We start from the raw sequence: 25,581 nt of genomic DNA on the forward strand, positions 1-25,581 counted from the left end.
CTGCGGGTGCGGTTCCGTGTGGCGAACGGTTCCTGGGGGATCGTGGGGCGCAGCCCCGCGCCTTTGCTTTTAGGGGCGCGGGGAACTGCGCGACCAGCCCCCACTGCCCCGCAGACGACGAACAACCCCGGTCATTTCAGGGGCGCGGGGAACTGCGCAATCTTTTGGGGGTCTGGGGGCGGAGCCCCCGGGAAGGGATGGGACGGGTAGGGGCGGCGGGGGCGAAGAACGTCTTTGGTTGGGCCGAAGCCAGGAAAAAACGGGCTCCGAGGATTGAGCGGAGGTCGGCTGTCGTACGTATGGTCTGTTTGAGGGGTCAACGGCACGCGGGTGAGAGGCGGCGGAGAGCGATGACTCACGGTATGCGGACGGATACTCACTCGCCCTACCTCGACGAGAGGCGGGACTGGCGGGACACCGCCACCCGCTACGCCCTGCTACCCCTCCGCGTCTTCCTCGGCGTCACCTTCATCTACGCCGGCCTGGACAAACTCACCAACAGCACCTTCATGCACGACTCGGGATCGGGCTCGATCGGGGACCTGATGCGCAGCGTGCGCGACTCCTCCGCGATCCCGGCGCTGGTCGACCTGGCCCTGAAGAGCCCCGTCGGCTTCGGCTACGCCATCGCCCTCGGCGAACTGGCCGTCGGCATCGGCACCCTGCTCGGCCTGCTGGCCCGCCTCGCCGCACTGGGCGGAGCACTCATCTCCCTCAGCCTGTGGCTGACGGTGAGCTGGGCCTCCGACCCGTACTACTACGGCAATGACCTCGCCTATCTGATGGCATGGCTCCCGCTCGTCCTCGCGGGTGCCTCGGTCTTCTCCCTGGACGCGGCCCTGCGAGCCCGGCGCGGGCAGCGCGCCGGGGGCTATCGCTAGGGCCTGTCCGGCGGATCAGGCCCTAGACGCTGACGTCGGACCGGCTGGGTTCGGCGCGGCGTCTGCGGACGGCGTGGGTGACGAGTGCCACCGCGCCTGCCAGACAGAGGCCGCCCGTGACGACGGGGATCACCACGAACCACGGGGTGTCCCAGGCGTCCCCCGCGTCACCGGCGTAGATGACGCCCGTGAGGGTGAGGAAGAAGCCCGCGATCAGCTTTCCCGGCTGGAACTCATGACGTAGCACGGGTCACCTCCGCCTGTCCCACGCCGACCTGGAGGTCGAGCTCGAGGGTGCCGCCGTTCTTGTCGCCTGTCGTGGGCGACAGGGTCACCTGCTTGTGCTTGCCCGGTTCCACGTCCACGTCCTTCTTGCCGTCGCCCGGCAGCTGGATGTCTCCGACGCCCACCTCGATGTTCAGCTTCACGGTCGCGTCGTTGGGGATGATCACCTTCAGCCGGCCCGCACCCACCTCCGCGTTCGTCTTCACCTTCTGGCCCTTGGCGAGGTTCAGGTGGGTGAGGTCCAGGGTGCCGACGCCCGTGCCGAGGTCGTAGCTCTTCTGTACGTCGGCCGTGGCCGTGGGCGTCCACTCCGTCCGTATCCAGTGGGTGCTGATGTCCTTCGGGAGGGCCGCGGAGGCGGCGAGCAGGGCCGCCGTGAGCACGGCGAGGAAGATCGAGCCCGCGCCCGTGCGTCCCAGGAACGAGCTGATCGCTATGCCCAGGCCGAACACGATCAGCGCGCAGGCCAGGCCGGTCTGCAGGCTGGTGCCGAGCGCGTGGTCGTTCCAGGTGAGACCGGTGCCGAGGCCGCCCGCGAGGAGCGCGAACAGGAAGACCCGGCCGCCGATCCAGCGGGGGCCGCGCGGCTTCGGCTCGCGGGTGGTGCGTATGTCCGGGCGGGTCGTGCCGCGGGCGATGTTGACCGCTGCCGCGACATCCCGGTCCCGCGCGTCCTTCGGGCCCCACAGATAGCCGGTGCCGCCCACATGCGATCCGTCCTTGACGATCGGGTCGCGCCACCAGGAGGGGTAGGAGGCGGGGACGGGCGGCGCCTGCGCCTCGGGCGGGGCGTCGGCGACGGCCTGGGCGGCGAGCGGGTCGGGGTCGGGGGTGCCGCGCTGCTGCGACCAGTACCCCGCGCCCGCCAGGAGGAGGGAGAGGACGACGGCGAAGGTCAGCACCCCGCCGTTGTTGAGCATGGAGAGGAACACTCCGCAGCCGACGAGCGCGAAGAGAACGGCCGTCAGTGCCTGGCCGTCCACACGGCCGGTGAGCAGCTTGCGTACCTCGTTCTCCTCCTCGTCGTCGTACGGGACGAACAGCCACACGAAGCCGTAGAAGATGAGGCCGATGCCGCCGGTCGCGGCGAGCACCGCGAGGACGATCCGGAAGATCACCGGGTCCATGTCGCACTGCCGGCCGAGACCGGCGCACACCCCGCCCAGGATCTTCTGCCGACGGTCGCGCCGGAACTTGCGCGGGACGTCGGGCTGGAGCGGGGCGGAGGGCTCGGCCGGGTCCTCGTGCGCGCGCGGCTCCTCACCTTGGGCACCTTCGGCAGGGCCCGGTGCGGGCGGCACGGCGTCCCGCGGCCCGGTGCCCGGCGGTGGGGCGCCCGGGCCGGGGCCGGGGTCCGGCTCCGCTGCCGCGTGCTGCTGATCTGTCATGCGTCCATGGTGACGGGCGGGAAGGCGTGACGGCAGTCGGGATGACCCTGGCCGAACCCTGATATCGGCCCTGATGGGGGTGGAGGGGGGCGGAGGCGGGGAGGGGAACTGCCGATCGTCGGTTTCCCCCCGCGGATCCCTCGCCGGATTTCGAAGATCAGGGGCGTCTCGGGGGTCGACCCTGATGCCCGGGCCCGCCGGGCGTGTGAACATCGATGGCATGCCGGAAGCCGCAGTCATGCCCCTCGACGACCCGCGGCCCCCGCGCAAGCTCTACCGCAGCAGCGACGGACGCTGGCTCGGGGGCGTGGCGCGAGGGCTCGCCGGGCATCTCGGGCTGCCGGTGATCTGGGTGCGGCTCGTGTTCGCCGGACTGTTCATGGCGGACGGGCTGGGGGCGCTGCTGTATGCCGCGTTCTGGTTCTTCGTGCCGCTCGGCGTCGGCGGCGTCGGCTCCGGGCGTACGCCGGCCTTCACCACCGAGACCGCTCCGGACGGCCGCCGCAGACTCGTGGCCCGCAAGCCCGACAAGGGCCAGATCGTCGCGCTGCTCCTCATGGTCGTCGTGGCCATGGTCTTCGTCGGCAATGTGAATCTCGGGGGCGGGGCGAAGGCCTATCTCTGGCCGACCGTTCTCGTCGGCGCGGGCGTCGCCCTGGTCTGGCGCCAGGCGGACAACGCGCGGCGGGCCCGCTGGGTGGAGGTCGGCCGCCGCCGCCGTACGATCACGCTGCTGCGTTCCGCCGCGGGCGTGCTGCTGGTCACCGCGGGCGTCTCCGGGATATTCGTCCTCCAGGGCTCCGCCGCCCACCTCGGCTCCGTCCTACAGGCGGCGCTGGCCGTGCTCGTCGGCATAGCGCTCCTCGCAGGCCCCTACCTCGTCCGCATGACCCAGGACCTCTCCGAGGAGCGCCTCATGCGTATCCGCGCCCAGGAGCGGGCCGAGGTCGCCGCCCATGTCCACGACTCCGTTCTGCACACCCTGACCCTGATCCAGCGCAACGCGGACAATGGCAACGAGGTACGGCGGCTGGCCCGAGCCCAGGAGCGCGACCTGCGCGCCTGGCTCTACAAACCGGAGGGCACGGGCAAGGACGAGGCCGACGAGCCCGACACCCTCGCCGAGGCCGTCCGGCGGCATGCCGCCGAGGTTGAGGACAAGCACGGCGTCCCCATCGAGGTCGTCATCGTCGGCGACTGCCCGCTCGACGACGGCCTGACCGCACAGATGCAGGCCGCGCGGGAAGCGATGGTGAACGCGGCCAAGTACGGTGGCGAGGGCGGCGCCGTACAGGTCTACGCCGAAGTCGAGGGCAGGACGGTCTTCGTGTCCGTCCGCGACCGCGGCCCCGGCTTCGACTTCGACGCGATACCCGCCGACCGCATGGGCGTTAGAGAATCGATCATCGGCCGCATGGAGCGCAACGGCGGCACGGCGCGACTGCGCGCGGTGCCGGACGGCGGCACCGAGGTCGAGCTGGAGATGGAGAGGGCGAAGACGTCATGAGTGACGCGAACGGGCCTGTGGAGTCCGGCAGTTCTGCTGAGGAGACCCCTTCGGCCGCCGCATCCGGAGAGGCCGCGGGCGCGGCCGATCCGGCCGGGGGCGGGCGTCGGGTGCGCGTCGTGCTCGTCGACGACCACCGAATGTTCCGTACGGGCGTGCAGGCCGAGATCGGGCAGACCGAGCGGACCGGCGTCGAGGTGGTCGGCGAGGCAGCCGACGTCGACCAGGCGGTCACGGTCATCACGGCCACCCGGCCCGAGGTCGTCCTGCTCGACGTCCATCTTCCGGGCGGCGGCGGTGTCGAAGTGCTGCGCCGCTGTGCCCCGTTGATGGCCGACGCCGAGCAGCCGGTCCGCTTCCTCGCGCTGTCCGTGTCGGACGCGGCAGAGGACGTCATCGGGGTCATCCGCGGCGGCGCCCGGGGGTACGTCACCAAGACGATCACCGGCACGGACCTCGTGGACTCCGTCTTCCGTGTCCAGGACGGCGACGCGGTCTTCTCACCCCGCCTCGCCGGGTTCGTCCTGGACGCGTTCGCCTCGACCGACGCCCCGCCCGTAGACGAGGACCTCGACCGCCTCACCCAGCGCGAGCGCGAGGTCCTGCGCCTCATCGCCCGCGGGTACGCGTACAAGGAGATCGCCAAGCAGCTGTTCATCTCCGTCAAGACGGTGGAGTCCCATGTCTCGGCGGTCCTCAGGAAGCTCCAGCTCTCGAACCGGCACGAGCTGACCCGCTGGGCCACGGCTCGACGGCTCGTCTAGTCGCTCACACCACCCGAGTGGCCCCCGCGAACGGCATCTCGTCGATCGGCGCCACGCGTACCGGCGCCGTCGGGTTCGGGGCGTGGATCATCATGCCGTTGCCCACGTAGATGCCGACGTGACTGATGCCGGAGTAGAAGAACACCAGGTCGCCCGGGAGGAGTTCGGAGCGCGAGACACGGCGTCCCGCGTTGATCTGGGCGTAGGTCGTCCGGGGCAGCGAGATGCCCGCCGAGCGGTACGCGGCCTGGGCGAGGCCCGAGCAGTCGAATGCGTCGGGGCCCGTGGCGCCCCAGACATAGGGGCTGCCGAGCTTCGCGTAGGCGTAGGAAATGGCCGCCGCCGCACGGGAGTTGGGGGCCGCGACGGTACCGGACGACGACACCGGGTCCAGGTCTCGGGACGACGAGCGCGAGGCGCGCTGCCCAGCGCCGTCGACGCCGCCGGCTCCGCCGGTCTCCCCGAGCCGCGCGCGCTGATCGGGGCTGAGCTGGGACAACAGCAGCCGTGCCGCGTCGAGTTTTCCGTTGATCGTCTTCTTGTGCCGCTTCAGCTCGGCCTGCCGCGACTTGAGCGAGGCGAGTTCCACGTGCGCGGCGCCGCGCAACTGCTCGATCTCCCGCAGCTGCTTGCGTACGCGGCCCACGGCCGCCGCCTGCCGGCTGCCCGCCCGCTCGGCGAACGCGGCCCCGTCCAGGTACTGGTCGGGATCGTCGGAGAGCGCGAGCTGCAGTGCGGGGTCGAGGCCGCCGCTGCGGTACTGCGCCGCCGCTATCGAACCCAGGGCGTCTCGCGCCGAGTTGAGCCGGTCCTCCTTGCGCGCGGCCTCGTCGCGCAGCGTGTTCAGCCGCTCCTCCGCCTTGTCGGCCTTCTCCTTGGCGCCGTTGTACTTCTCGGTGGCGACCTCCGCATCCTCGTACAACTTGTCGACCTTGGCCTTCACCTGCGCCGGAGACAGCTGCGGATCGGCGTGCCCGGTCCCGTCGAAGCCGGTCGCCGTCGCCGCGCCCGCGAGGGCGATCGTGGCGGCTGTGCGGGCCGTGTTTCCACCGAGCGAGCGCGGTCTCGGCTTGCGGTGCGCTGCCACGAGGGCCACATCCTTCGGTACGACCGCGAGGGGAGCGCGGTCAGCGGTAACGCGTCCGGCGGCGGCCCACACAGGGGGAGCGAGCCGCCGCCGGACCTTCTCGGCGGTGGTGGCCGGCTGCCGCCCCTGGCCCGGGCGGCGTTGGGGAGCCGGTCACCTGGTGGAGGACGCTAAACCTGGGAGTGAGGCGTTGGTAACGCCATGTACGGAACTGTCGCCACTGGATCGGTCAGTGACCGTATGTGACCGTGATCCCCGCCTGGCGTCGCCGACTTCACGCGGTGCGATGACCGATGCGGCGAATCCGGGAAAACCGGGGTTGCCCGGGTGCTAGGGGTTACAAGGGGTGGGCCGGTGACAAGAGGGACTTGGGCCTCCGATTAGGCTCCGGCCTCATGGACGTACTCATCCATCTCTTCGTCGGCCTGCACATCATCGGCATCGCCTCGCTTCTCGGCGGCTTCCTCACCCAGATGAAGGCGATGGGCCAGGGCACCGCTCGCTTCGTCCCCGCGATGCTGCATGGCGCGCTGACCATGCTGGTCACGGGCGTCGTGCTGGTCGGCCTCAACCAGGCCGACGACAACACGGTCAACACCATCAAGATCGGCGTGAAGCTGGCCCTGCTGATCGTGATCCTCGGGCTCGTCTATGTGAAGCGGGACGACGAGAAGGTGGACAAGGGCCTCTTCGGGCTCGTCGGGCTGCTGACCACCGCGAACATCTTCATCGCGGTGCTCTGGACCTGACGGCCACGGCGGACGACCGCACGGCTCCCGCCGCGACGGCCAGCCACCCCGCCACCGCGATCCACAGCAGCACCTGCCCGGGCCCCTTGAGCCAGGGGATGTCGAGGGCGGTCGCGACCGACAGGGCCGCCACCGCCGTCATCCCCATCGGGAAGACGGACGCCCAGCGTCGTACGTCGTGCCGGGGTCTACGCCACACCAGCTCCGCGACGACGAGGACGCAGTACCAGAAGAGGTCGAGCACCAGCAGCGCGACGGTCACGGCGCGCAGGACGCGCTGGTCGTCGTTGTTCCACAGGTACGGGTTCACGTGGTGCGCGGTGATGAGCTTGGCCCCGGCCAGCGCCGAGATGGCGAGCGCGCCGCCCGCGATCCAGTGGTCCCCGGCGCCCCGGGCCACCTCCCGGAGGTCGAAGTGCGCGAGCGCCACCCCGTAGAGGGCGATCCCGAGCCAGAACAGCACCAGCGCCGTATGCGCGAGCCACTCCGGGCCCACGGCCGCGGCGAGCGTGGCGCCCAGCACCGCGAGCCCCTGCGTGGCCACGCACACGAGGAACACGACTCCCGTCATACGGCGCTTCCAGTGCCGCATGACGTTGAGGAGCAGCACCGGCCAGAGGACGGCCGACAGTGCGAGCAGGGCCTCGGCCGGCCCCTGCCACCCCAGTGCGGACAGCCCCGTACCGAGCACGGTGGTCGCCGCGACGGCGGTGAGCCCGGCCGGTGTGCCCGCCTCCTCCACCCACCGCTCCCGCTCGCGCAGCAGCCGGACGACGAAGTCCGCGGCGAGCGCGAGCCAGCCGGCGGACGCCAGGGCCAGCGCGATACGGGACAGGGTCTCGTAGCCGGTCAGATGCAGCCCGACCGAGATGATGCCGGTGGCCATGACGGCGGCACCGGCGGCGGGCGGTCGCTGGGCCCACCAGGTGCGGAGCGGGGAGACGGCTGCTGGCATGGGCCCGATGCTAGGGATCTTCGGGCCGGTTGCCCGCGGGCCACGCGCGCGCGTGGCGGATGACAAGCCTCACGCGCGCGTGCCCCGCAGGAACGCGTTACGCCGGACGCACCACGCTGTGGATGATCGAGGTCCCGGCGTAGTAGATCGACTCCTCGCGGACGTACGCACCCGGCTTCGGCGCGTGGATCATCATGCCGTTGCCGATGTAGAGACCCACGTGGCTGACGTCGTCGTAGAAGAAGACCAGGTCACCGGGCTGGGCGTCGGAGAGGGAGACCGTCGTGCCCGCGTTCACCTGGTCGGTTGTGACGCGCGGCAGTGTGACGCCGGCGGCCTTCCAGGCGGCCTGGGTGAGTCCGGAGCAGTCGTACGAGCCGGGGCCCGTCGCGCCCCAGACGTACGGCTTGCCGATCTGGGCGCGGGCGAAGGCGATGGCCTTGGCGGCCTTGGTGGCGTACGAGGAGTCCGTGGTGGTCGAGCTCGACGAACCGGTCGAGGTGCTCGACGACGACTCCTGCTGGGCCGCCTTCTCGGCCGCCGCCTTCTCCGCGGCTGCCTGCTGCTGTGCCAGCGCGGCCGCCTTGCGGTCGGCCTCCTCCTGCTTCTTCTTCTCGATCGCCGCGAGCCGCGCCTTCTCCTCGGCGGTCAGGTCCGAGAGCAGTTCGCGGGCCGCGGAGAGCTTCTTCTGGACGTCTGCCTTGGACGTCTTGAGCGCGCTCTGCGAGGTGGTCAGCGTCTGCAGGCTCTTGGAGGCCTCCGCGCGCTTCTTCGTCGTGGCGGCCTGCTCCGTGATGTAGTCGTCGACGGCCGCCTTCTGGCGGGTGGTCAGACGGCTCATCAGCTGGGTCTGGTCGAAGTAGTCCTGCGGGTCGTCGGCGAGCAGGAGGGTCGCGGTGTCGGGGGCGGAGGCCCCGGTGCGGTACTGCGCCGCCGCGAACGAACCCAGCTCCTCGCGCGAGGTGTTGAGCTTCTCGGTGCGCTTGGCGACGTCGTCGAGGAGCGTGTCGACCTTCTTGCGCTGCTTGGAGGTCTTCTCCTTCGCCGCGTTGTACTTCTCGGTGGCCGTCTCGGCCTGGTGGTAAAGGTCGTTGACCTTCTTCTCGACTTCTTCGAGGCTCGGCCTGGGCTCGGCCGAGGGCGCGGCGTTCGCCGTCTGGGAGAGCAGGGCCACCGAGGTGAGCGCCGCCGTCGCCAGGGCGGCGGGGGTCCGTATGCCTGCTACGCGCGTACCCGTAGGACGCGGTGTGCGATGCGACGCCAAGAGAGGCGACTCCTTCCGTCATCCGCCTACCGAGTTAGCTGTCGGGTTCGGGCGGGTGGTTCCGGAAGGTTTGCCCTACGGTCCTTGCCCCACAAGGCAGGTGGACCGATTCACCCCAAGGTCGGTTGGGTCCCCGGCTCCGGCTGCCGCGAGGGCGCGCCGAACTCGGCGGAGGCCGCACGGCCCGGCGATGTTCGCCGGTGCGGGTCGAGCGGCCTGCCCGGCACGCTAGCCAACTCGTGTGGCCCGTGTGAAGGTTGATGTGCGATATGCCCGATACATTTTCGTGACCTTTGCCCTGGGCGTCACCCCGCGCGGTCAATTCGGAGTGATCTATGGCGACTTGTCGGGAGTGGTGACGTCCGCCCCGCTCCGGGCGTTAGCTTGCAATCGGTCACGGTCGGATGCCGCGTCGGCTCTCGTGCGACAGCGGGCAGCCGTACGTCGCCGAAGCCGGGGTGCCCGGCAAGGCGACGATCGTCGCCGACCGTGACGGACCGGGTCTGGAGGGTGAGAGGGTGCCGGGCGACCGGCTCCGGAAGATCCTGGGCTTCTGAGCCGCGTCACGACTTCCGGTCGAGTTTTCAGGGTGGCGGCGGGCTGTCAGTGGGGCGGCCTAGACTCGGAGAGCGATGAGCAGCCTCTTTGATGACAGCTTCCTGGCGGACCTCAAGCCCTCACGGGCCCACGAGGAAGAACCCCCGCCGCCGCCCGAGGACGATCACGTACCGGAACCCGTTCCGGACGATCTGTTCGGCGGGAAGTTCGACGTGCCGCCGGACCGGGACGCGTACTACCGCGACGGCGCGCCCCGGCCCGCCGTGGACGCGGCGGCGCTGCTGGACGGGCTGAACGAGAACCAGCGGGCGGCCGTGGTGCACTCCGGCTCCCCGCTGCTCATCGTGGCCGGCGCGGGCTCCGGCAAGACCCGTGTGCTCACGCACCGGATCGCGTATCTGCTGGCCGAGCGCAATGTCCACCCCGGCCAGATCCTCGCGATCACCTTCACGAACAAGGCCGCGGGCGAGATGAAGGAGCGCGTCGAGCACCTCGTCGGCCCCCGCGCGGGTGCGATGTGGGTGATGACCTTCCACAGCGCGTGCGTGCGGATCCTGCGCCGCGAGAGCAAGAAGCTCGGCTTCACCTCCTCGTTCTCGATCTACGACGCCGCCGACAGCAAGCGTCTGATGGCCCTGGTCTGCCGCGACCTGGACCTCGACCCCAAGCGCTTCCCGCCGAAGTCGTTCAGCGCCAAGATCTCGAACCTGAAGAACGAGCTGATCGACGAGGAGGACTTCGCGGCCCAGGCCGCCGACGGCTTCGAGAAGACCCTCGCCCAGGCCTACGCGATGTACCAGTCGCGGCTGCGCGAGGCCAACGCGCTCGACTTCGACGACCTGATCATGACGACGGTCAATCTGCTCCGCGCCTTCCCGGACGTCGCCGAGCACTACCGCCGCCGCTTCCGCCACGTCATGGTCGACGAGTACCAGGACACCAACCACGCGCAGTACGCCCTGGTCAGGGAGCTGGTGGGGCCCGCCGACAGCGACCCCGGCGAGCTGTGCGTCGTGGGCGACGCCGACCAGTCGATCTACGCCTTCCGCGGCGCGACCATCCGCAACATCCTCCAGTTCGAGGAGGACTACTCGGACGCGACGACGATCCTGCTGGAGCAGAACTACCGCTCCACGCAGACGATCCTGTCCGCCGCCAACGCGGTCATCGAGCGCAACGAGTCCCGCCGCCCCAAGAACCTGTGGACCAACGCGGGCGCCGGTTCGAACATCACGGGCTATGTCGCCGACACCGAGCACGACGAGGCACAGTTCGTCGCCGACGAGATAGACCGTCTCACCGACGCGGGCGAGGCCAAGGCGGGCGACGTCGCCGTCTTCTACCGTACGAACGCGCAGTCCCGCGTCTTCGAAGAGATCTTCATCCGCGTCGGCCTGCCCTACAAGGTCGTCGGCGGTGTCCGCTTCTACGAACGCAAGGAGGTCCGGGACGTCCTCGCGTATCTGCGCGTGCTGTCGAACCCGGAGGACTCCGTCCCGCTGCGCCGCATCCTCAACGTCCCCAAGCGCGGCATCGGCGACCGCGCCGAGGCGATGATCGACGCACTGTCGCAGCGCGAGAAGATCAGCTTCGCGCAGGCCCTGCGCCGCGTCGACGAGGCGTACGGGATGGCGGCGCGCTCGACGAACGCGGTCAAGAGGTTCAACACGCTCATGGAGGACCTCCGTACGATCGTGGAATCGGGCGCCGGCCCGGCCACCGTGCTGGAGGCGGTCCTCGAACGCACCGGCTATCTCGCCGAGTTGCAGGCCTCGACCGACCCGCAGGACGAGACCCGTATCGAGAACCTCCAGGAACTCGCCGCCGTGGCCCTGGAGTTCGAGCAGGAGTCCGGCGAGGGCGAGGCAGCGGGCGAGACCGCGGCGCCCGTCGGGCTCGCCGCGTTCCTGGAGCGGGTCGCGCTCGTCGCCGACTCCGACCAGATCCCGGACGAGGACGACGGCAACGGCGTCATCACCCTGATGACCCTGCACACCGCCAAGGGCCTCGAATTCCCCGTGGTCTTCCTGACCGGCATGGAGGACGGCGTCTTCCCGCACATGCGTGCGCTGGGACAGGTCAAGGAACTGGAGGAGGAGCGGCGCCTGGCGTACGTCGGCATCACGCGCGCGCGGGAACGGCTGTATCTCACCCGGTCGTCCATGCGCAGCGCGTGGGGGCAGCCCTCGTACAACCCGCCGTCGCGCTTCCTGGAGGAGATCCCGGAGGCCCACCTGGACTGGAAGCGCACGGGTGCCATGGCTCCCGTGTCGTCGGGTCCGGCCTCGGGCATCGCGGCGTCCCTGTCGTCCTCGCGCTCGCGGTCCGCCGCCTCGGGGGCCTCCGGGTTCGCGACGCGCCGCGGTGCCTCCGAGAAGCCGGTGGTCTCGCTGGCGGTCGGGGACCGCGTCACACACGACCAGTTCGGCCTCGGAACCGTCGTCGGCGTGAAGGGGACGGGCGCGAACGCGGAGGCGACGGTCGACTTCGGGGAGCCGAAGCCGAAGCGGCTGCTGCTGCGGTACGCGCCGGTGGAGAAGCTGTAGGGCGGTAGGCGTGGGCGGGGCCCGGCAGTTGTTACGCCGGGTCCCAGGCGCAGGCGATGACCCCGGTTGTATGCCAGGGGTTGTTACGTCGCGGGGGTTCGAGGGTTGTTACGTCGGGTCCAGGCCGTGGCTGCGCAGCCACGGCAGCGGGTCGATCGCCGAGCCGCCGGCCGGGCGGACCTCGAAGTGCAGGTGCGGACCGGTGGAGTTGCCGGAGTTCCCGGAGAAGGCGATGGGGTCACCGGCCTTGACGGTCGTGCCCGACGCGACCTTGTAGCTGGAGAGGTGGCAGTACCAGGTCTCCGTGCCGTCCTTGGCGGTGACGATCGCCATGTTCCCGTACGCACTGTTCCACTGCGTGCGGACGGTCCCGTCGGTCGCGGCCATCACCGTCGTACCGTACGAGACCGGGAAGTCGATGCCCGTGTGCACGGACATCCAGTTGATGCCCGCCTGGCCGAAGTAGGCGCTGAGCCCCTTCTGCGTGACCGGCAGCGCGAACTTCGGCCGCAGTCGCTCCTTGCGGGCGGCTTCCGCCGCCGCCTTCTGCTTCTCGGCTGCCTGCTGGGCCTTGAGGTCGATACGTTCCTGCGTCCGGCTGGCCCGGTCGGCGAAGTCGTCCGCGCCCGCGGAGAGACTCTGCAGCTGGGTGTCCAACTTGTTGTTGGCGGCGGACGGTTTCACCGAGGTCGCGTCGGCCGCGCTGGCCGAGGTGTCCTTGCTGTCGCTTCCGCCGATGCTGCCGACGGAGGCCGCGGCGATCCCGGCGACGCCCATCACACAAGCCGAGGGCACTGCGACGGTCAGCAGAGCGGAACGTTTCGCGGGAGTACGGCGACGGGAGCGGGAGGCGGACCGCGAAGCGGCGCGCGGGGCCGGGGTGACCTCTTCCATGTCGTCGAGCAGCGGCGTCTCGTACTCGTCGCCGGTGTCGTCCGTGTCGGCGGAGGTCTCGAACTCGTCGTCCGCGGCGGCGGGTTGTTCGTACGGGAGCTGCTCGAACGTGGAGGTCGCCTGCTGGTCGAAGGACTCGGGCGCGAGCGGCTCGGCCTGGTGCTCATACGACTCGGCCTGCGGATGCTGCTGTTCGTACGCGTCGGCCTGCGGGTGCTGGTGCTGGTGCTCGTACGCGTCGGGCTGTGTGTGGTCGTACGACTCGTAAGTGTCGTGGCCGCCGACGGTGTTCCACTGCGTCGCGTCGTACGCGCCCGTCTCCTGGGACGGCGCGCTCCACTGCTGGGTGTGGTCGAGCGGCTGATCGGTCTGGAGCCAGGCGGTCGCGTCCCACTGGCCCGAGGTGTCGGGGCCCGGATGCTGCGCGGGGATGTCGGCGAGCTGCTGGTAACCGGTCGCCCACGTGGTCGTTTCGTAGCTGCCGGTGTCGTACGCGGCCTGGTGCTGTGCGGCGTACGGGTCGTAGTTCAACGTCTGGTGACTGCCGGTGCTCCACTGCGTGGCGTCGTACGAACCCGTGCCGCCGCCCTGGCCCGTCATGTCGCCGAAGAGGGGGTCGGTCGCGAAGCTCGTGGTCGCGTAACTGCCCGTGGCGCCCGCGCCGGTGTCAAAACCGGTGGTGGTGTAGCCGTCGTAGGTGGTGAAGTCGCCGTACTGGACTTCCTGCCCGCCGTACGACGCGTAGAGCGCCGAGGCGGCATCGGAAGCCGGAGCCGGGGGAGTTGCGGTCCCCGACGGGTGACGGTCGTTCACCAACTTCTCTTTCGCCTCGACAACAGGGGCTGGTAGAGCAGTGCGGCTGGCAGAGCAGTGCGGTGACTGTACCCGGCGGTACGCGGGCGGGACAATCTTCGGCAGGTTTCCCTCGCGCAGGAAACGGGCATTCGGCCGTGTTTCGGGGGAGGGCAGGCACGGCTTTGGCCTGACGTTCGAAGAGTGTTCGAAGCCAAGAGGGTGTTGGGCGGCTGTATGGCGCCTGTTACGCCACTGTCAGGCCGTCGGTCTGGGTGCCGGAGCGGGTGGCGGAGCCGACTCCTGGCTCCTCCATGTCGAGCGCCTGCCGTATCCCTGCCGCCACGGCGGGATGCACGGGCAGGGCGAGATGGCCGACTCCGCTCACGCGCACGTTCTGCGCGAGCAGGTCCGGGTGGTCGACGCAGGCCGTCTCCAGCGGGTCCATCAGATGGTCGAGATCGCTCCAGAAGCTGACGAAGTGCGTACGGCAGCCCGGTGCGGGCCGGCGCAGTTCCTCGATGACCTCGGAACCCGGGCGCATCTGGCGGACGATCGGGTGCGCGTTCATCAACGGGGCGACACGGGTGCCCGAGTGCGGGGTGCCGAGCGTGACGAGGGTGCGTACATGGAGGTCTCCGCCGAGGCACTGCACGTAGTAGCGCGCGATCAGTCCGCCGAGGCTGTGTCCGACGATGTCCACCTGGTCGTGACCGGTGCGCTCACATATCTCCTCTATGTGGCGGCCGAGCAGTTCCGCGGCGGTACGGATGTCGCAGGTCAGCGGTGAGTAGTTGAGCGACTCGACGTGCTGCCTGCCGTGCTGGGCGAGGTTGCGGCGCAGCAGGACGAAGACCGAGCGGTTGTCGATGAAACCGTGCAGCAGGACGACCGGGGGCTTGGCCTCGGTGGGCAGCCGGGCGGCGTCGGGCGACGGGAGGGCGGGGGCGGTGCGGCGCTCCGGGGTGATGCCCGAGGGGTAGAGGAGGAGGTGCCCGGCGAGGATCGCGAGTTCCAGGGCCGTTGCCTTCAGGAGGGTCACCGAGAGTCCGGCCAGTCCGGCCAGTCTGCTCGGGAGCAGCCGCTGACAGAGGGGGAGAAAGGGCGACGTCGCCCGGGTGACCTTCATGGCCGACCTCCAGTCGGCACGCGGAGGACCGCTCTGTCCCCCGTGTGCCCTCGTGGAAAGCCACGGTGGCGGTGACGGCGGTGGCCGACGGTGCGTGTGCGGCGTGTGAGGTGCCGGTTACGCTACGGGGTTTCCCTGCCGGGGGGTGTGAGGGGTGCGATGGGTGGCGCGACGGTACGAGGGGCGCGACCGTCGCGGATTCCCGTCGTTCCGTCGTTCCGCAGTTCCAAGTTCCATCGTCCTCGTGCCGGCGTGGCTCCCCGCTGTCGTGCCGTTGCCGTTGTGCCCCACCACCACGGTGTCCCGCTGACGGTGCGGTGGTGCGGCCACCTGGTCGCGGCTCTCCTTGCGCAGGCTCCGGTTGTGGCCCCTGTGCCACAGATCCCTGCGGCACGTGTGCCGCAGGATGTGGAGCATGCGCGGCTAACTTGTCCCAGTGTGTGATTTCCCCCTCGGTCTCCACCGCGAAACTGCCGGTTGCGGGATGCTGGCGATAACGTTCGTTCACTTCCCCGGCGGGTTTGGTGCGGGATGCCTGTGCTGGGTGGTGTATCCGGTGTAGTGGGCGGCGAAATATGCGATACGTATCGGTATTCGGTAGTTGGCAATCAGTAGTCGGTAGTTAGCGGTTCGTAGTCGCCTCTTGGCGGTCCGTAGCCGGTCGCTAGCGGTCGGTAGTCGGTAGTCAGTTGTCAGTGGCCATGTGTCGGTAGTCGGTACAGGTTGATGTAGTCGGTTCATGGAGGCAGTGATGGGTGTGGCAGCCGGTCCGATCCGCGTGGTGGTGGCCAAGCCGGGGCTCGACGGCCACGATCGGGGGGCCAAGGTGATCGCGCGGGCGCTGCGCGACGCCGGTATGGAGGTCATCTACACCGGCCTCCATCAGACCCCCGAGCAGATCGTCGACACCGCGATCCAGGAGGACGCCGACGCGATCGGTCTCTCGATCCTCTCCGGCGCCCACAACACGCTCTTCGCGGCCGTCATCGAGCTCCTCAAGGAGCGCGACGCGGAGGACATCAAGGTCTTCGGCGGCGGCATCATCCCTGAGGCGGACATCGCGCCCCTCAAGGAGAAGGGCGTCGCGGAGATCTTCACGCCCGGGGCGACGACTGTGTCGATCGTGGACTGGGTGCGGGCGAATGTCAGGCAGCCCGCAGGCGCGTAGCGCCTCCGGCGGGGCGCGGGCCGTCCCATCCCTGGGGGCTGCGCCCCCAGACCCCCGCTGAAGAGATTGCGCAGTTCCCCGCGCCCCTTAAGGGGCGCGGGGAACTGCGCGACAAGCCCCCACCCACCCGCAGCCGAAGAACCGGCCTACGGGGTCTGGGGCGGAGCCCCAGACGGATGGGACGGGTAGGGGCGGCGGGGGCGAAAACCGCCTCATGGCGCCGCGAGCTCTGATGCCATGGTCGCGCGCAAGCGCAGTGTGGTGACGAGGCGTTGGAAGGCCTCGGCCCAGTAGCTGCCGGCTCCTGGCGCGGTGTTCTCCGACTCGTCGGGCACAGAGGTCAGCCCATCGAGCCGCACAGCCTCCCCCGGATCGAGGCACCGCTCGGCCAACCCCATCACCCCACTGAAGCTCCACGGATAACTCCCGGCATCCCGCGCGATATCGAGCGCGTCGACCACGGCCCGCCCCAAAGGCCCCGCCCAGGGAACCGCACACACTCCGAGCAACTGAAACGCCTCGGACAACCCATGCGTACCGATGAACCCCGCCACCCACTCGGCCCGCTCCCCGGCCCCCAACGTGGCCAGCAGCTTCGACCGCTCAGCAAGGGACACCGCCCCCGGCCCGCCGGCCTCCGGCGCGGAGGGTGCCCCGAGGAGCGCCCTGGACCACCCGGGATCACGCTGCCGCACCGCCGCCCGACACCACGCGGCATGCAACTCGCCCTGCCAGTCGTCCGCCACGGGCAATGCCACGATCTCCTCCGGCGTACGGCCCCCGAGCCGACCCGGCCACGTCCCGAGCGGCGCTGCTTCGACCAACTGGCCCAGCCACCAGGACCGTTCGCCCCGCCCCGCCGGAGGCTTCGGCGCCACACCGTCCCGCTCCATGCCCGCGTCGCACTCGTGCGGTGCCTCGACGACGATCATGGGCGTGCCCCGCATGCGGTCGACGGCCACGCACGAACCGGCCCGGGCCGCCATCCGCGCGGCGAGCGCGGAACCCGGCAGCGCGGACAGCAACTCCGCCGCCGTCGCCCGTACATTGCGGCTCCGGTCGGTCAGCGCCCGTTCCAGGAACGGCTCGTCCGCCGCGCACAGCCCCGACCGCAGCGAGTCGAGGAACATCAGCCGGTCCTCGGCCCGCTCCGTCGCCCAGGTCGTGGTGAGCAACTCGCGTGCGGCGTCGGGTTCCTTGGCCCGTATCGCCGAGAGCAGCGCGACCCGCTCGGCGAAAAGCCCCTCCTGCCACAGCTGTTGTACGCGCTCGGCCTCCTCCGGTCCCGGCAGCGCGGCCCCGCCGCCCGGTGCGGAGCGCAGCGCGAACCGCCACTCCTGGTTCAGCCGCGCCAGCCAGAACGCCCGTGGCCCCGCGAAGGCCAGGGCCGCCGGCCGTAGATCCGTACGTCCCCGGGCCGCGTCGAGCAGCGCGGGCAGGGCCTGCGGGGGTGCCGCGAATCCGCGCGCGTTCGCGAGCGTGAGCCACTGGGGGAGCAGCTCCATGAGGTCCGGCGCCGTCCCCCGGCGGCCACCGCCTCCCGCGCCGGGCCGGTCCGCCAGCAGCATCGCCAGCCTGCGGGCCGCCGCGGGTGGCAGGGCCGGCCGGGGATCCCGCGCCGCCGGCTCCGGACGGGCCGCCGCCCGGGCGGGCCGCACCCCGGCCCGCCGCCGCAGCGTCTCCACCGCGGCCGCGTCCAGCAACGCCACCGGGGCCTCCCGCCCCGGCCCCCACCCCGGAGGCGTACGCCGCTCGGTCCCGAGCAACGCCACGGTGACGAGCTCCTCCCAGGAGCCGCCGGCGGGCGCGCCCGCGGAGGCCGAGGTCGTGTTCATGAGCGTCCTTTCCGTACGGAGTTGGTTGGCGCGGAGGTGATGGGCGCGGGGTTGGCGGGCGCGGGGTTGGTGGCCACGGAGGTGATAGGCGCGGGGTTGGTGATCACGGAGGTGATAGGTGCGGAAGTGGTGGTCGCGGATGTGATGGGCACGGAGGTAGTAGCCACGGATGTGGTGATCACGGATACGCCGCGGGTGCCCGGGGTGCCCGGGCTGCATAGGACGCCCAGGCCCCCCAGGGCGCCCGCGTTGGTCAGCACAGCGCCACCGCTTCCCCCGCGCCCTCCGGCCAGGCCGTCAGTGGAGTGAAGCCGCGGTGGCCGCACTCGCCGAAGACTGTGACGGGGGCGCCGCCGGAGAGAGCGACGAGCCGCCACAGGTCGGGGCGGGATAGGGCGGAGTGCGTGAGGGGGAGGGCCAAGCCGCCCTCGGCATCGGCGAGTTGCCAGGTGTCGCCGTCCGGGGTGGGGACGACCCGGTCCAGGGTGACCGGGCAGGAGTCCAGCCAGGGGTCGGCCCGCAGAGCCTCTCCGTAGCGGGCGGCAGCCTGGGGTGTGGTCAGCCCCGGTGGCCGTATCGCCGCGGGTGCGGGAGGCGTGAACTGCTCGCCCAGCGCGGCCCGCAGCTGTCCGGCGCCAGGGTACGAGGACACCTCCGCCTCGAAGGCCAGCCCCACGGGCAGCGTCAGCTCCGGTGCGCGGCCGGCCGCGCCGTAGGAGAGGAGCAGGACCGTGCGGTCGGACTCCGTGCCGTGCAGCCAGATTCTGCGCGTCGTGAGACGGGCGTCCGCCGTGTCGTACTGGGCGAGGACCAGCCAGCGGTCCCGCAGCGGCGGGCCGTCCGCCGAGCCGGACAGTCCGACCCGTGAACGGACCGTCGCGGCAAGGCCGTCCGGCAGCCGCTCGCGTCGCAGCCAGCCCTGGTCGAGGAGGTGGAGCAGCGCGCACTCCTCCAGCAGTCGCACCGGCCAGCCCGGACCGGACGACGGGATCGCCCCCAATTCCCTCACCCGCGCGGCCAGACCGGGTGCCTGTGCGTCGACCATCCGGGCCGCCGCCTCCTCCCACAGCCCGTACCCCTCCCGCTCGGCCGAGGCGAGGCCGCCGCGCAGCAGATCCGCCAGCCGCTGCTCCAGCTCCGCCGCCCCCGCGGTGATCCGCTCGGCCCGCCGCTCCGCCCTGCGCCGGGCCGCCTCCGGGTCACCCGACGGCGCGGCTCCAGATGCCCCGCCCGCCGTCGTCCTCTCCTGTGCGCGCTTCTTTCTCCCCTCTATCCACTGCTCCGCCCAGTCCGGCGCCTGCCCCGGCGGCACCGAGCCGTCCGCGCCCGCCCAGAGCAGCAGCAGCCCCAGCGCGTGCTTGCACGGGAACTTGCGGCTGGGGCAACTGCACTTGTAAGCGGGCCCGGTGGAGTCCGCGATGTCGATGACCGTCTGATACGGCTTGCTGCCACTTCCCCTGCACAGTCCCCACACCGTCCCCTCGTCAGAACTGCCTGCCTCGGACCACGGTCCGGCCGCGCCGAGTTTGCTCCCCGCCTTGCGTGACGCGGCGTCAGGCGCCAGTGCCAGCACCTGATCCGCCGTCCAGCGCACCGCCTGCTGAGTCATGTCATCGAAGGTAGATCCCGCCACTGACAATCGGCCCTCGCGAGCATGTTTGTGCAGGTCAGAGCGCATTGTCAGTGGCGTGGTGCACGGTGGTACCAGATCCGAACCGGCCGAGCTGGAGGGGGACCGAGCCATGTCCGTGTCCGTTGAACCGACGTCCGTCGATATGCCTGCGGGAGAGCGCGCGGGAGAGCGTGCGGGAGCGACCGCGGACGAGACGGGCGAGGCGCTGCGACCGCACGCCGAGCATGCCTTCGCCGCCGAACTCGCCGCGCTGGCAGCGCAGGACGACCGGCCCCGCCCGGCCCGCTGGCGGCTGTCGCCGTGGGCGGTCGCGACCTATCTGCTCGGCGGCACCCTGCCGGACGGCACGGTGATCACTCCCAAGTACGTGGGACCGCGCCGCATCGTCGAGGTCGCCGTCACCACGCTCGCCACCGACCGGGCGCTGCTCCTCCTCGGCGTGCCCGGCACCGCCAAGACCTGGGTTTCCGAGCACCTGGCCGCCGCGGTCAGCGGCGACTCGACGCTGCTCGTGCAGGGCACGGCCGGCACGCCGGAGGAGGCGATCCGGTACGGCTGGAACTACGCGCAGCTGCTCGCGCACGGACCCAGCCGGGACGCGCTCGTGCCCAGCCCCGTCATGCGCGCCATGGCCGAGGGCATGACGGCCCGCGTCGAGGAGCTGACGCGCATCCCGGCCGACGTACAGGACACGCTCATCACGATCCTGTCGGAAAAGACGCTGCCGATACCGGAGTTGGGCTCGGAAGTGCAGGCCGTCCGCGGCTTCAACCTGATCGCCACGGCCAACGACCGCGACCGCGGGGTCAACGAACTGTCGAGCGCGCTGCGCCGCCGCTTCAACACGGTGGTGCTCCCGCTGCCGGAGAGCGCCGACGCCGAGGTCGACATCGTCTCGCGCCGCGTCGACCAGATCGGCCGCTCCCTCGACCTGCCCGCCGCGCCCGACGGCACCGACGAGATCCGCCGCGTCGTCACCGTCTTCCGCGAGCTGCGGGACGGGATCACGGCCGACGGGCGTACGAAGCTGAAGTCGCCCAGCGGCACCCTGTCCACCGCCGAGGCCATCTCGGTCGTCACCAACGGCCTCGCCCTGGCCGCCCACTTCGGCGACGGCGTCCTGCGGGCGAGCGACGTCGCGGCCGGAATTCTCGGCGCCGTCGTCCGCGATCCGGCGGCCGACCGCGTCATCTGGCAGGAGTACCTGGAGGCGGTCGTCCGCGAGCGGGACGGCTGGAAGGACTTCTACCGGGCCTGCCGGGAGGTGAGCGCATGACGGTCTTCACCGCGGGGCCGTTGCTGCTGGGGGTGCGGCATCACGGCCCCGGGTCGGCGCGGGCGGTACGGGCCGCGTTGGAGGCGGCCGCTCCCCGGGTCGTGCTGATCGAGGGACCCCCGGAGGCGGACGCACTCATCCCGCTCGCCGCCGACAAGGAGATGCGGCCCCCGGTCGCCCTCCTCGCCCATGTCGTGGACGAGCCCGGCCGCTCCGCCTTCTGGCCGCTGGCCGAGTTCTCACCGGAGTGGGTGGCGATCCGGTGGGCCCTGGACCACGGGCTGCCGGCTCGCTTCATCGACCTTCCGGCGACCCACACGCTGGCGTGGGGCAAGGAGGAGCCGCCGCCCGAACCCGACCGGCCCCCCGGCGAACCCGGCCTGCCCGCTGACGAGCCCGATCTGTCCGCGGACGAGGCAGTGCGGATCGACCCCCTCGGTGTACTCGCCGAGACGGCCGGCTACGACGATCCCGAGCGCTGGTGGGAGGACGTGGTCGAGCACCGAAGCGGGGCGGGGAGCGATCCGTTCGCGCCGTTCGCCGTGCTCGAGGAGGCGATGGGGGCGCTGCGGGAGGCGTACGGGGTCGGGGGACACGACCGGGACCTGGTCCGGGAGGCGCACATGCGGCTCCAGCTGAGGGCGGCGCAGCGGGAGTTCGGCGACGAGGTGGCCGTGGTGTGCGGGGCCTGGCACGTGCCCGCGCTACGGCAGAAGACCACGGCCGGCGCCGACCGGGCGCTGCTCAAGGGGCTGCCCAAGGCGAAGGCCGACATGACGTGGGTGCCCTGGACGCACCGCCGGCTGGCCCGGATCAGTGGGTACGGCGCGGGCATCGACTCGCCGGGTTGGTACGGGCATCTGTTCGCCGCCCCCGACCGCCCCGTCGAGCGCTGGATGACCAAGGTGGCCCGGCTGCTGCGCGACGAGGACCGGATGGTGTCGTCCGCGCATGTCATCGAGGCGGTGCGGCTGGCCGACACGCTCGCCGCGATGCGCGGCCGCCCGCTGCCGGGACTGACCGAGACCACCGATGCCGTACGGGCCGTGATGTGCGAGGGCTCGGACGTGCCGCTGGCCCTCGTGCGGGACCGGCTCGTGGTGGGCGATGTGCTGGGGGAGGTGCCGGAGTCCGCCCCCGCGGTGCCGTTGCAGCGCGACCTGGCGCGGCTCCAGCGCCGGCTGCGGCTCAAACCGGAGGCGCTGGAGCGGGAGCTGGAGCTCGACCTGCGCAAGGAGACCGACGCCGAGCGCAGCAGGCTGCTGCACCGGCTGCGGCTCCTCGGCGTCGAGTGGGGCGAGCCCTCCGCGTCGCGGAGCAGTACCGGCACCTTCCGGGAGACCTGGCGGCTGCGCTGGGAGCCGGAGCTGTCGGTGCGGGTCGCCGAGGCCGGCGTATGGGGCACGACGGTACTCGCCGCCGCGACGGCCAAGACCGAGTCGGACGCCGTCGCCGCGCCCTCGCTGGCCGATGTCACGGCACTCGCCGAGCGCTGTCTGCTCGCCGAACTCCCGGACGCCTTGCCGGTGGTGATGCGGGTCCTCGCCGACAGAGCCGCCCTTGACGCGGACGTCGGCCACCTCGCCCAGGCCCTGCCCGCCCTGGTCCGCTCCCTGCGGTACGGCGATGTGCGCGGCACGGACACCCACGCCCTGACCGGCGTCGCGGTGGGCCTCGCCGAGCGGATCTTCGTCGGCCTCCCCCCGGCCTGCGCGGCCCTCGACTCCGAGGCCGCCGAGGACATGCGCGGCCATGTGGACGCGGTGCAGGGGGCCGTGGGACTCCTGGGGGAGACGTCCACGACGTCACCCGGTGGCGTACAGCCGTCCGGCGACGGACCGGCGTCCCGCGGTATACGCGGCCGCTGGCACTCCGTGCTCCGGGTGCTGGCCGGGCGTGACACCGTGCCGGGGGTGATCCGCGGGCGGGCCGTACGACTGCTGCTGGACGAGGGCGAGTTGGCGCAGGACGAGGCCGCGCGGCTCATGGGCCTTGTGCTGTCGCCGGGGACGGCGCCCGGGGACGCGGCCGCGTGGATCGAGGGCTTCGTCGGGGGCGGCTCCGGCGGCGGGATGCTGCTGGTGCACGACGAGCGGTTGCTCGGCCTGGTGGACGCATGGCTGACCGGGGTGCCGGCGGAAGCGTTCACGGATGTGCTGCCGCTGCTGCGGCGGACGTTCTCGGCATACGAGGCGGGCGTGCGCAGGACGCTGGGCGAGCTCGTCAGGCGTGGGCCGGGAGCCCCGGGGCGCACCGCGGCCGCCACCTCCGGGATACCCGGGTTCGCCCCCGACCTCGACCGCGAGCGCGCGGACGCCGTACTGCCCGTGCTGAGCCTGCTGCTGGGGCTGGACGAGACCGACGACGGCGACTCCGAGGACAGCGACGCTGACGAGAACAACGCCGAGAACAACGCCGACGACAACGCCGACAACAACCTTGTGGAGGTGGCCCGATGACCGCAGCGCCGGTGGACGCGCCGGGCACGGCCCGTACGGCCGATGTGCGCGACGAGCGGCTCCGGCGCTGGCGTCTCGTGCTCGGCGGTGACGAGGCGGACGGCACCGGATGCGTGCTCGCCGGGCAGGACGCCGCGATGGACGGGGCGCTCGGCGCGCTGTACGGGAAGGGGGGCAAGGGGCAGCCGGGGCGGGACCGTTCGGCGGGGCTCGGGGCGTCGGCGCCCTCGGTCGCGCGCTGGCTCGGGGACATCCGGACGTACTTCCCGTCGTCCGTCGTCCAGGTCATGCAGCGCGACGCCATCGACCGGCTCGGGCTGTCCACCTTGCTGCTGGAGCCCGAGATGCTGGAGGCGGTGGAGGCCGACGTCCACCTGGTGGGCACGCTCCTCTCCCTCAACAAGGCCATGCCGGAGACGACGAAGGAGACCGCGCGGGCCGTCGTGCGCAAGGTCGTCGAGGATCTGGAGAAGCGGCTCGCCACCCGCACCCGGGCCACACTCACCGGCGCCCTGGACCGCAGCGCCCGGATCAGCAGACCCCGCCACCACGACATCGACTGGAACCGCACGATCGCGGCGAACCTGAAGCACTACCTGCCCGAGTACCGCACGATCGTGCCCGAGCGGCTGATCGGGTACGGGCGCGCCTCGCAGTCCGTGAAGAAGGAGGTCATCCTCTGCATCGACCAGTCGGGATCGATGGCGGCGTCCGTCGTCTACGCCTCCGTGTTCGGCGCCGTCCTCGCGTCGATGCGGTCCATCTCCACCCGGCTCGTGGTCTTCGACACGGCGGTCGTCGACCTCACCGACCAGCTCGACGACCCGGTCGACGTCCTCTTCGGCACCCAGCTCGGCGGCGGCACGGACATCAACAGGGCGCTGGCGTACTGCCAGTCGCAGATCACCCGGCCCGCCGACACGGTGGTCGTGCTCATCAGCGACCTCTACGAAGGGGGCATACGGAACGAGATGCTGAAGCGGGTCGCGGCGATGAAGGCGTCCGGGGTGCAGTTCGTGACGCTGCTGGCGCTGTCCGACGAGGGGGCGCCCGCGTACGACCGTGAGCACGCGGCGGCGCTCGCGGCCCTGGACGCACCGGCGTTCGCCTGTACGCCCGATCTGTTTCCCGAGGTGATGGCGGCGGCGATCGAGAAGCGTCCGCTGCCGATACCGGACACCAGGTGAGAGGAACGGCAAACCCGGACATGAATACCCATCGGTAACAGGGGACTTGCGCAACCTCGGGAGCCCCGTGCGAGGATCGACGCGGCCTCAGAGCCTTCACCCGGCAACCCTCACCCGCCGTCGTGCACCATCCCCCGCCCTTACCCGCCCTCACCCGCCTTCGCACGGGAGGACCCACCCCCTTGACCCTGTCAGCCGCACTGCCCGGTGCCGCTCTGCGCGTGATGCGTACGGCGGCGGGACGGCGTGCGCTGCAAGTGGTGGTGCTGGTGGGCGGGTTGTTCGCGCTCGGATTCCTCTGCGGGGAGCAGGCGCACGCCGCCGACGGGGTGGTGCCGACGACTCCGGCGCAGGTGGTTCAGTCGGTGAAGAGCTCGGTGAAGAGCTCGGTGACGAGTTCCGTCGAGAAGGGGACTTCGGTCCCTGAGGACGGTTCTGCCGCGTTGAGCACCGTTGTGCCTGTCACCGACACCGCCAAGCACGTCACCGACACCGTCCGGCATGTCGTACGGCCCGTCGGTGATCTGGTGGAGACGGTCACCGACGGGCTGCCGGAGAACCCGCCCGAGATGCTGCCGTCCCTGCCCGGGCTCCCGGATCCGTCAGACCTGCCGGGCCTGCCCGCGCTCCCGGGCACGGGCGGACAGACTCCGCCCGCCGCCGGTGGTTCGGTGCCGCAGGGGCCGGCCGGAGCGACGGGGCAGTCGCACGCCGCGGCGGCCGAACGCGGTGCGGGGCGGCGCGCAGCCGTGGAGGCCACCCCCGCGTACGGGCCGAGCGGCGTTCGCACGGACACCGGTGCCGGTGTCGACGTGCGCCGCGATCACGACGGCGTACGGGCTGGACAGGCCCCCGCCCGCCAGGCGCCCCCTGGCGACCCGACCGGCGCACTGGTCAACCAGGCCGCGGTCGGCGACGGTGCGCCGCGGCACGGCGATCCGCATGCCGTCACTTCTGACCACCGGGCGCCGCTGCGGCTCGCGCCCGGCGCCTCCGCGGTGATGACCGCGGCCGAGACCCGGGACAGGTACCGGGACATTCCCGTTTTCCCCGGCTAGGGCAGCCCTTCCCCCGCTGAACGACCTGCCGCGCGGGGGCGGAACAGGTCTGCCCGCCGTCCGGACACCTCTCCGATCCCCGGACGGATGCCCCGGAATTCGCCAGAAAGCACCGCGAATTCCCGGAATGTCCCGAACTCTCGGAATCCCGAAGGATCTGACGTAC

The 25,581-nt window shown here is 71.3% G+C and carries 20 protein-coding genes and 1 riboswitch; of the genes, 11 read left to right on the forward strand and 9 right to left on the reverse strand.

The features are described from left to right. Positions 1 to 350 precede the first annotated feature (350 nt). Entirely contained in the window at positions 351 to 881 is a 531-nt protein-coding gene (locus tag OG975_RS29355; RefSeq protein ID WP_330306788.1) for a DoxX family membrane protein, read from the forward strand. Positions 882 to 903: 22 nt separating this feature from the next. Here the strand turns inward: OG975_RS29355 and OG975_RS29360 are convergent, their stop codons facing one another. Beyond that, on the reverse strand, positions 904 to 1,128 hold the full coding sequence (locus tag OG975_RS29360; RefSeq protein ID WP_406332371.1) for a hypothetical protein: 225 nt from the start codon (positions 1,126 to 1,128) through the stop codon (positions 904 to 906). Then, complete coding sequence (locus OG975_RS29365; protein WP_406332372.1) at positions 1,115 to 2,554, reverse strand: PspC domain-containing protein; 1,440 nt, start codon at positions 2,552 to 2,554, stop codon at positions 1,115 to 1,117. Before OG975_RS29365 ends, OG975_RS29360 begins: the two co-directional genes overlap by 14 nt. Positions 2,555 to 2,738: 184 nt before the next feature. On the opposite strand from OG975_RS29365, the gene OG975_RS29370 reads away from it, so the two are divergent. Beyond that, complete coding sequence (locus tag OG975_RS29370) at positions 2,739 to 4,061, forward strand: PspC domain-containing protein (RefSeq protein WP_406332373.1); 1,323 nt, start codon at positions 2,739 to 2,741, stop codon at positions 4,059 to 4,061. After that, a complete protein-coding gene (locus OG975_RS29375) occupies positions 4,058 to 4,825 on the forward strand; it encodes a LuxR C-terminal-related transcriptional regulator (protein WP_406332374.1) in 768 nt (255 codons plus the stop codon). Before OG975_RS29370 ends, OG975_RS29375 begins: the two co-directional genes overlap by 4 nt. Positions 4,826 to 4,829: 4 nt before the next feature. On the opposite strand, the gene OG975_RS29380 is transcribed toward OG975_RS29375, so the two are convergent. After that, positions 4,830 to 5,912 carry an NlpC/P60 family protein gene (locus OG975_RS29380; protein WP_406332375.1) on the reverse strand — a complete coding sequence of 361 codons (1,083 nt, stop codon included), beginning with the start codon at positions 5,910 to 5,912 and terminating at the stop codon, positions 4,830 to 4,832. 395 nt (positions 5,913 to 6,307) lie between these two features. Between OG975_RS29380 and OG975_RS29385 the strand changes: the two genes are divergently transcribed. Then, positions 6,308 to 6,661 carry a hypothetical protein gene (locus OG975_RS29385; RefSeq protein WP_330306794.1) on the forward strand — a complete coding sequence of 118 codons (354 nt, stop codon included), beginning with the start codon at positions 6,308 to 6,310 and terminating at the stop codon, positions 6,659 to 6,661. Here the strand turns inward: OG975_RS29385 and OG975_RS29390 are convergent. Together OG975_RS29390 and OG975_RS29395 are read right to left on the reverse strand one after the other, a co-directional pair. Then, a complete protein-coding gene (locus tag OG975_RS29390) occupies positions 6,639 to 7,616 on the reverse strand; it encodes a tellurite resistance/C4-dicarboxylate transporter family protein (RefSeq protein WP_406332376.1) in 978 nt (325 codons plus the stop codon). The two genes, OG975_RS29385 and OG975_RS29390, sit on opposite strands and share 23 nt — an antisense overlap. 97 nt (positions 7,617 to 7,713) lie before the next feature. Continuing rightward, positions 7,714 to 8,880: an NlpC/P60 family protein gene (locus OG975_RS29395; RefSeq protein ID WP_406332377.1), complete on the reverse strand. Its 1,167-nt coding sequence runs from the start codon at positions 8,878 to 8,880 to the stop codon at positions 7,714 to 7,716. Between the two features lie 7 nt (positions 8,881 to 8,887). Further along, positions 8,888 to 9,061: riboswitch (cyclic di-AMP (ydaO/yuaA leader) on the reverse strand. A 223-nt stretch (positions 9,062 to 9,284) separates the two neighbouring features. Here OG975_RS29395 and OG975_RS29400 point away from each other — a divergent pair. Both OG975_RS29400 and pcrA read left to right on the forward strand, forming a co-directional pair. Beyond that, positions 9,285 to 9,437, forward strand: coding sequence for a hypothetical protein (locus tag OG975_RS29400; RefSeq protein WP_406332378.1), 153 nt, complete (start codon positions 9,285 to 9,287; stop codon positions 9,435 to 9,437). Between the two features lie 75 nt (positions 9,438 to 9,512). Continuing rightward, positions 9,513 to 11,984 (forward strand): DNA helicase PcrA, encoded by a 2,472-nt coding sequence (gene pcrA / locus OG975_RS29405; RefSeq protein WP_406332379.1) that lies wholly within the window; start codon positions 9,513 to 9,515, stop codon positions 11,982 to 11,984. A 108-nt stretch (positions 11,985 to 12,092) separates the two neighbouring features. Here pcrA and OG975_RS29410 read toward each other — a convergent pair whose 3' ends face one another. Beyond that, a complete protein-coding gene (locus tag OG975_RS29410; protein ID WP_406332380.1) occupies positions 12,093 to 13,691 on the reverse strand; it encodes a peptidoglycan DD-metalloendopeptidase family protein in 1,599 nt (532 codons plus the stop codon). 226 nt (positions 13,692 to 13,917) lie between these two features. Beyond that, complete coding sequence (locus OG975_RS29415; RefSeq protein WP_406332381.1) at positions 13,918 to 14,799, reverse strand: lipase family alpha/beta hydrolase; 882 nt, start codon at positions 14,797 to 14,799, stop codon at positions 13,918 to 13,920. Positions 14,800 to 15,550: 751 nt separating this feature from the next. Here OG975_RS29415 and OG975_RS29420 point away from each other — a divergent pair. Then, positions 15,551 to 15,967 carry a cobalamin B12-binding domain-containing protein gene (locus tag OG975_RS29420; protein ID WP_327431103.1) on the forward strand — a complete coding sequence of 139 codons (417 nt, stop codon included), beginning with the start codon at positions 15,551 to 15,553 and terminating at the stop codon, positions 15,965 to 15,967. A 212-nt stretch (positions 15,968 to 16,179) separates the two neighbouring features. Here OG975_RS29420 and OG975_RS29425 read toward each other — a convergent pair whose 3' ends face one another. Together OG975_RS29425 and OG975_RS29430 are read right to left on the reverse strand one after the other, a co-directional pair. Further along, complete coding sequence (locus tag OG975_RS29425) at positions 16,180 to 17,802, reverse strand: DUF5691 domain-containing protein (RefSeq protein WP_406332382.1); 1,623 nt, start codon at positions 17,800 to 17,802, stop codon at positions 16,180 to 16,182. 253 nt (positions 17,803 to 18,055) lie between these two features. Then, entirely contained in the window at positions 18,056 to 19,411 is a 1,356-nt protein-coding gene (locus OG975_RS29430) for an SWIM zinc finger family protein (RefSeq protein WP_406332383.1), read from the reverse strand. Positions 19,412 to 19,544: 133 nt separating this feature from the next. Here OG975_RS29430 and OG975_RS29435 point away from each other — a divergent pair, with 133 nt between their 5' ends. The 4 genes from OG975_RS29435 to OG975_RS29450 all read left to right on the forward strand — a co-directional run bounded on the left by OG975_RS29435 (position 19,545) and on the right by OG975_RS29450 (position 25,415). Continuing rightward, on the forward strand, positions 19,545 to 20,711 hold the full coding sequence (locus OG975_RS29435; RefSeq protein WP_406332384.1) for an AAA family ATPase: 1,167 nt from the start codon (positions 19,545 to 19,547) through the stop codon (positions 20,709 to 20,711). After that, entirely contained in the window at positions 20,708 to 23,170 is a 2,463-nt protein-coding gene (locus OG975_RS29440; RefSeq protein ID WP_406332385.1) for a DUF5682 family protein, read from the forward strand. The genes OG975_RS29435 and OG975_RS29440 overlap by 4 nt, the downstream gene beginning before the upstream one ends. Then, a complete protein-coding gene (locus OG975_RS29445; protein WP_406332386.1) occupies positions 23,167 to 24,357 on the forward strand; it encodes a VWA domain-containing protein in 1,191 nt (396 codons plus the stop codon). Before OG975_RS29440 ends, OG975_RS29445 begins: the two co-directional genes overlap by 4 nt. Positions 24,358 to 24,539: 182 nt before the next feature. After that, entirely contained in the window at positions 24,540 to 25,415 is an 876-nt protein-coding gene (locus OG975_RS29450; protein WP_406332387.1) for a hypothetical protein, read from the forward strand. Positions 25,416 to 25,581: the final 166 nt, after the last annotated feature.

The organism is Streptomyces sp. NBC_00203, from assembly GCF_045206325.1.
In the GTDB taxonomy this organism is placed as follows: Bacteria; Actinomycetota; Actinomycetes; order Streptomycetales; family Streptomycetaceae; genus Streptomyces; species Streptomyces lutosisoli.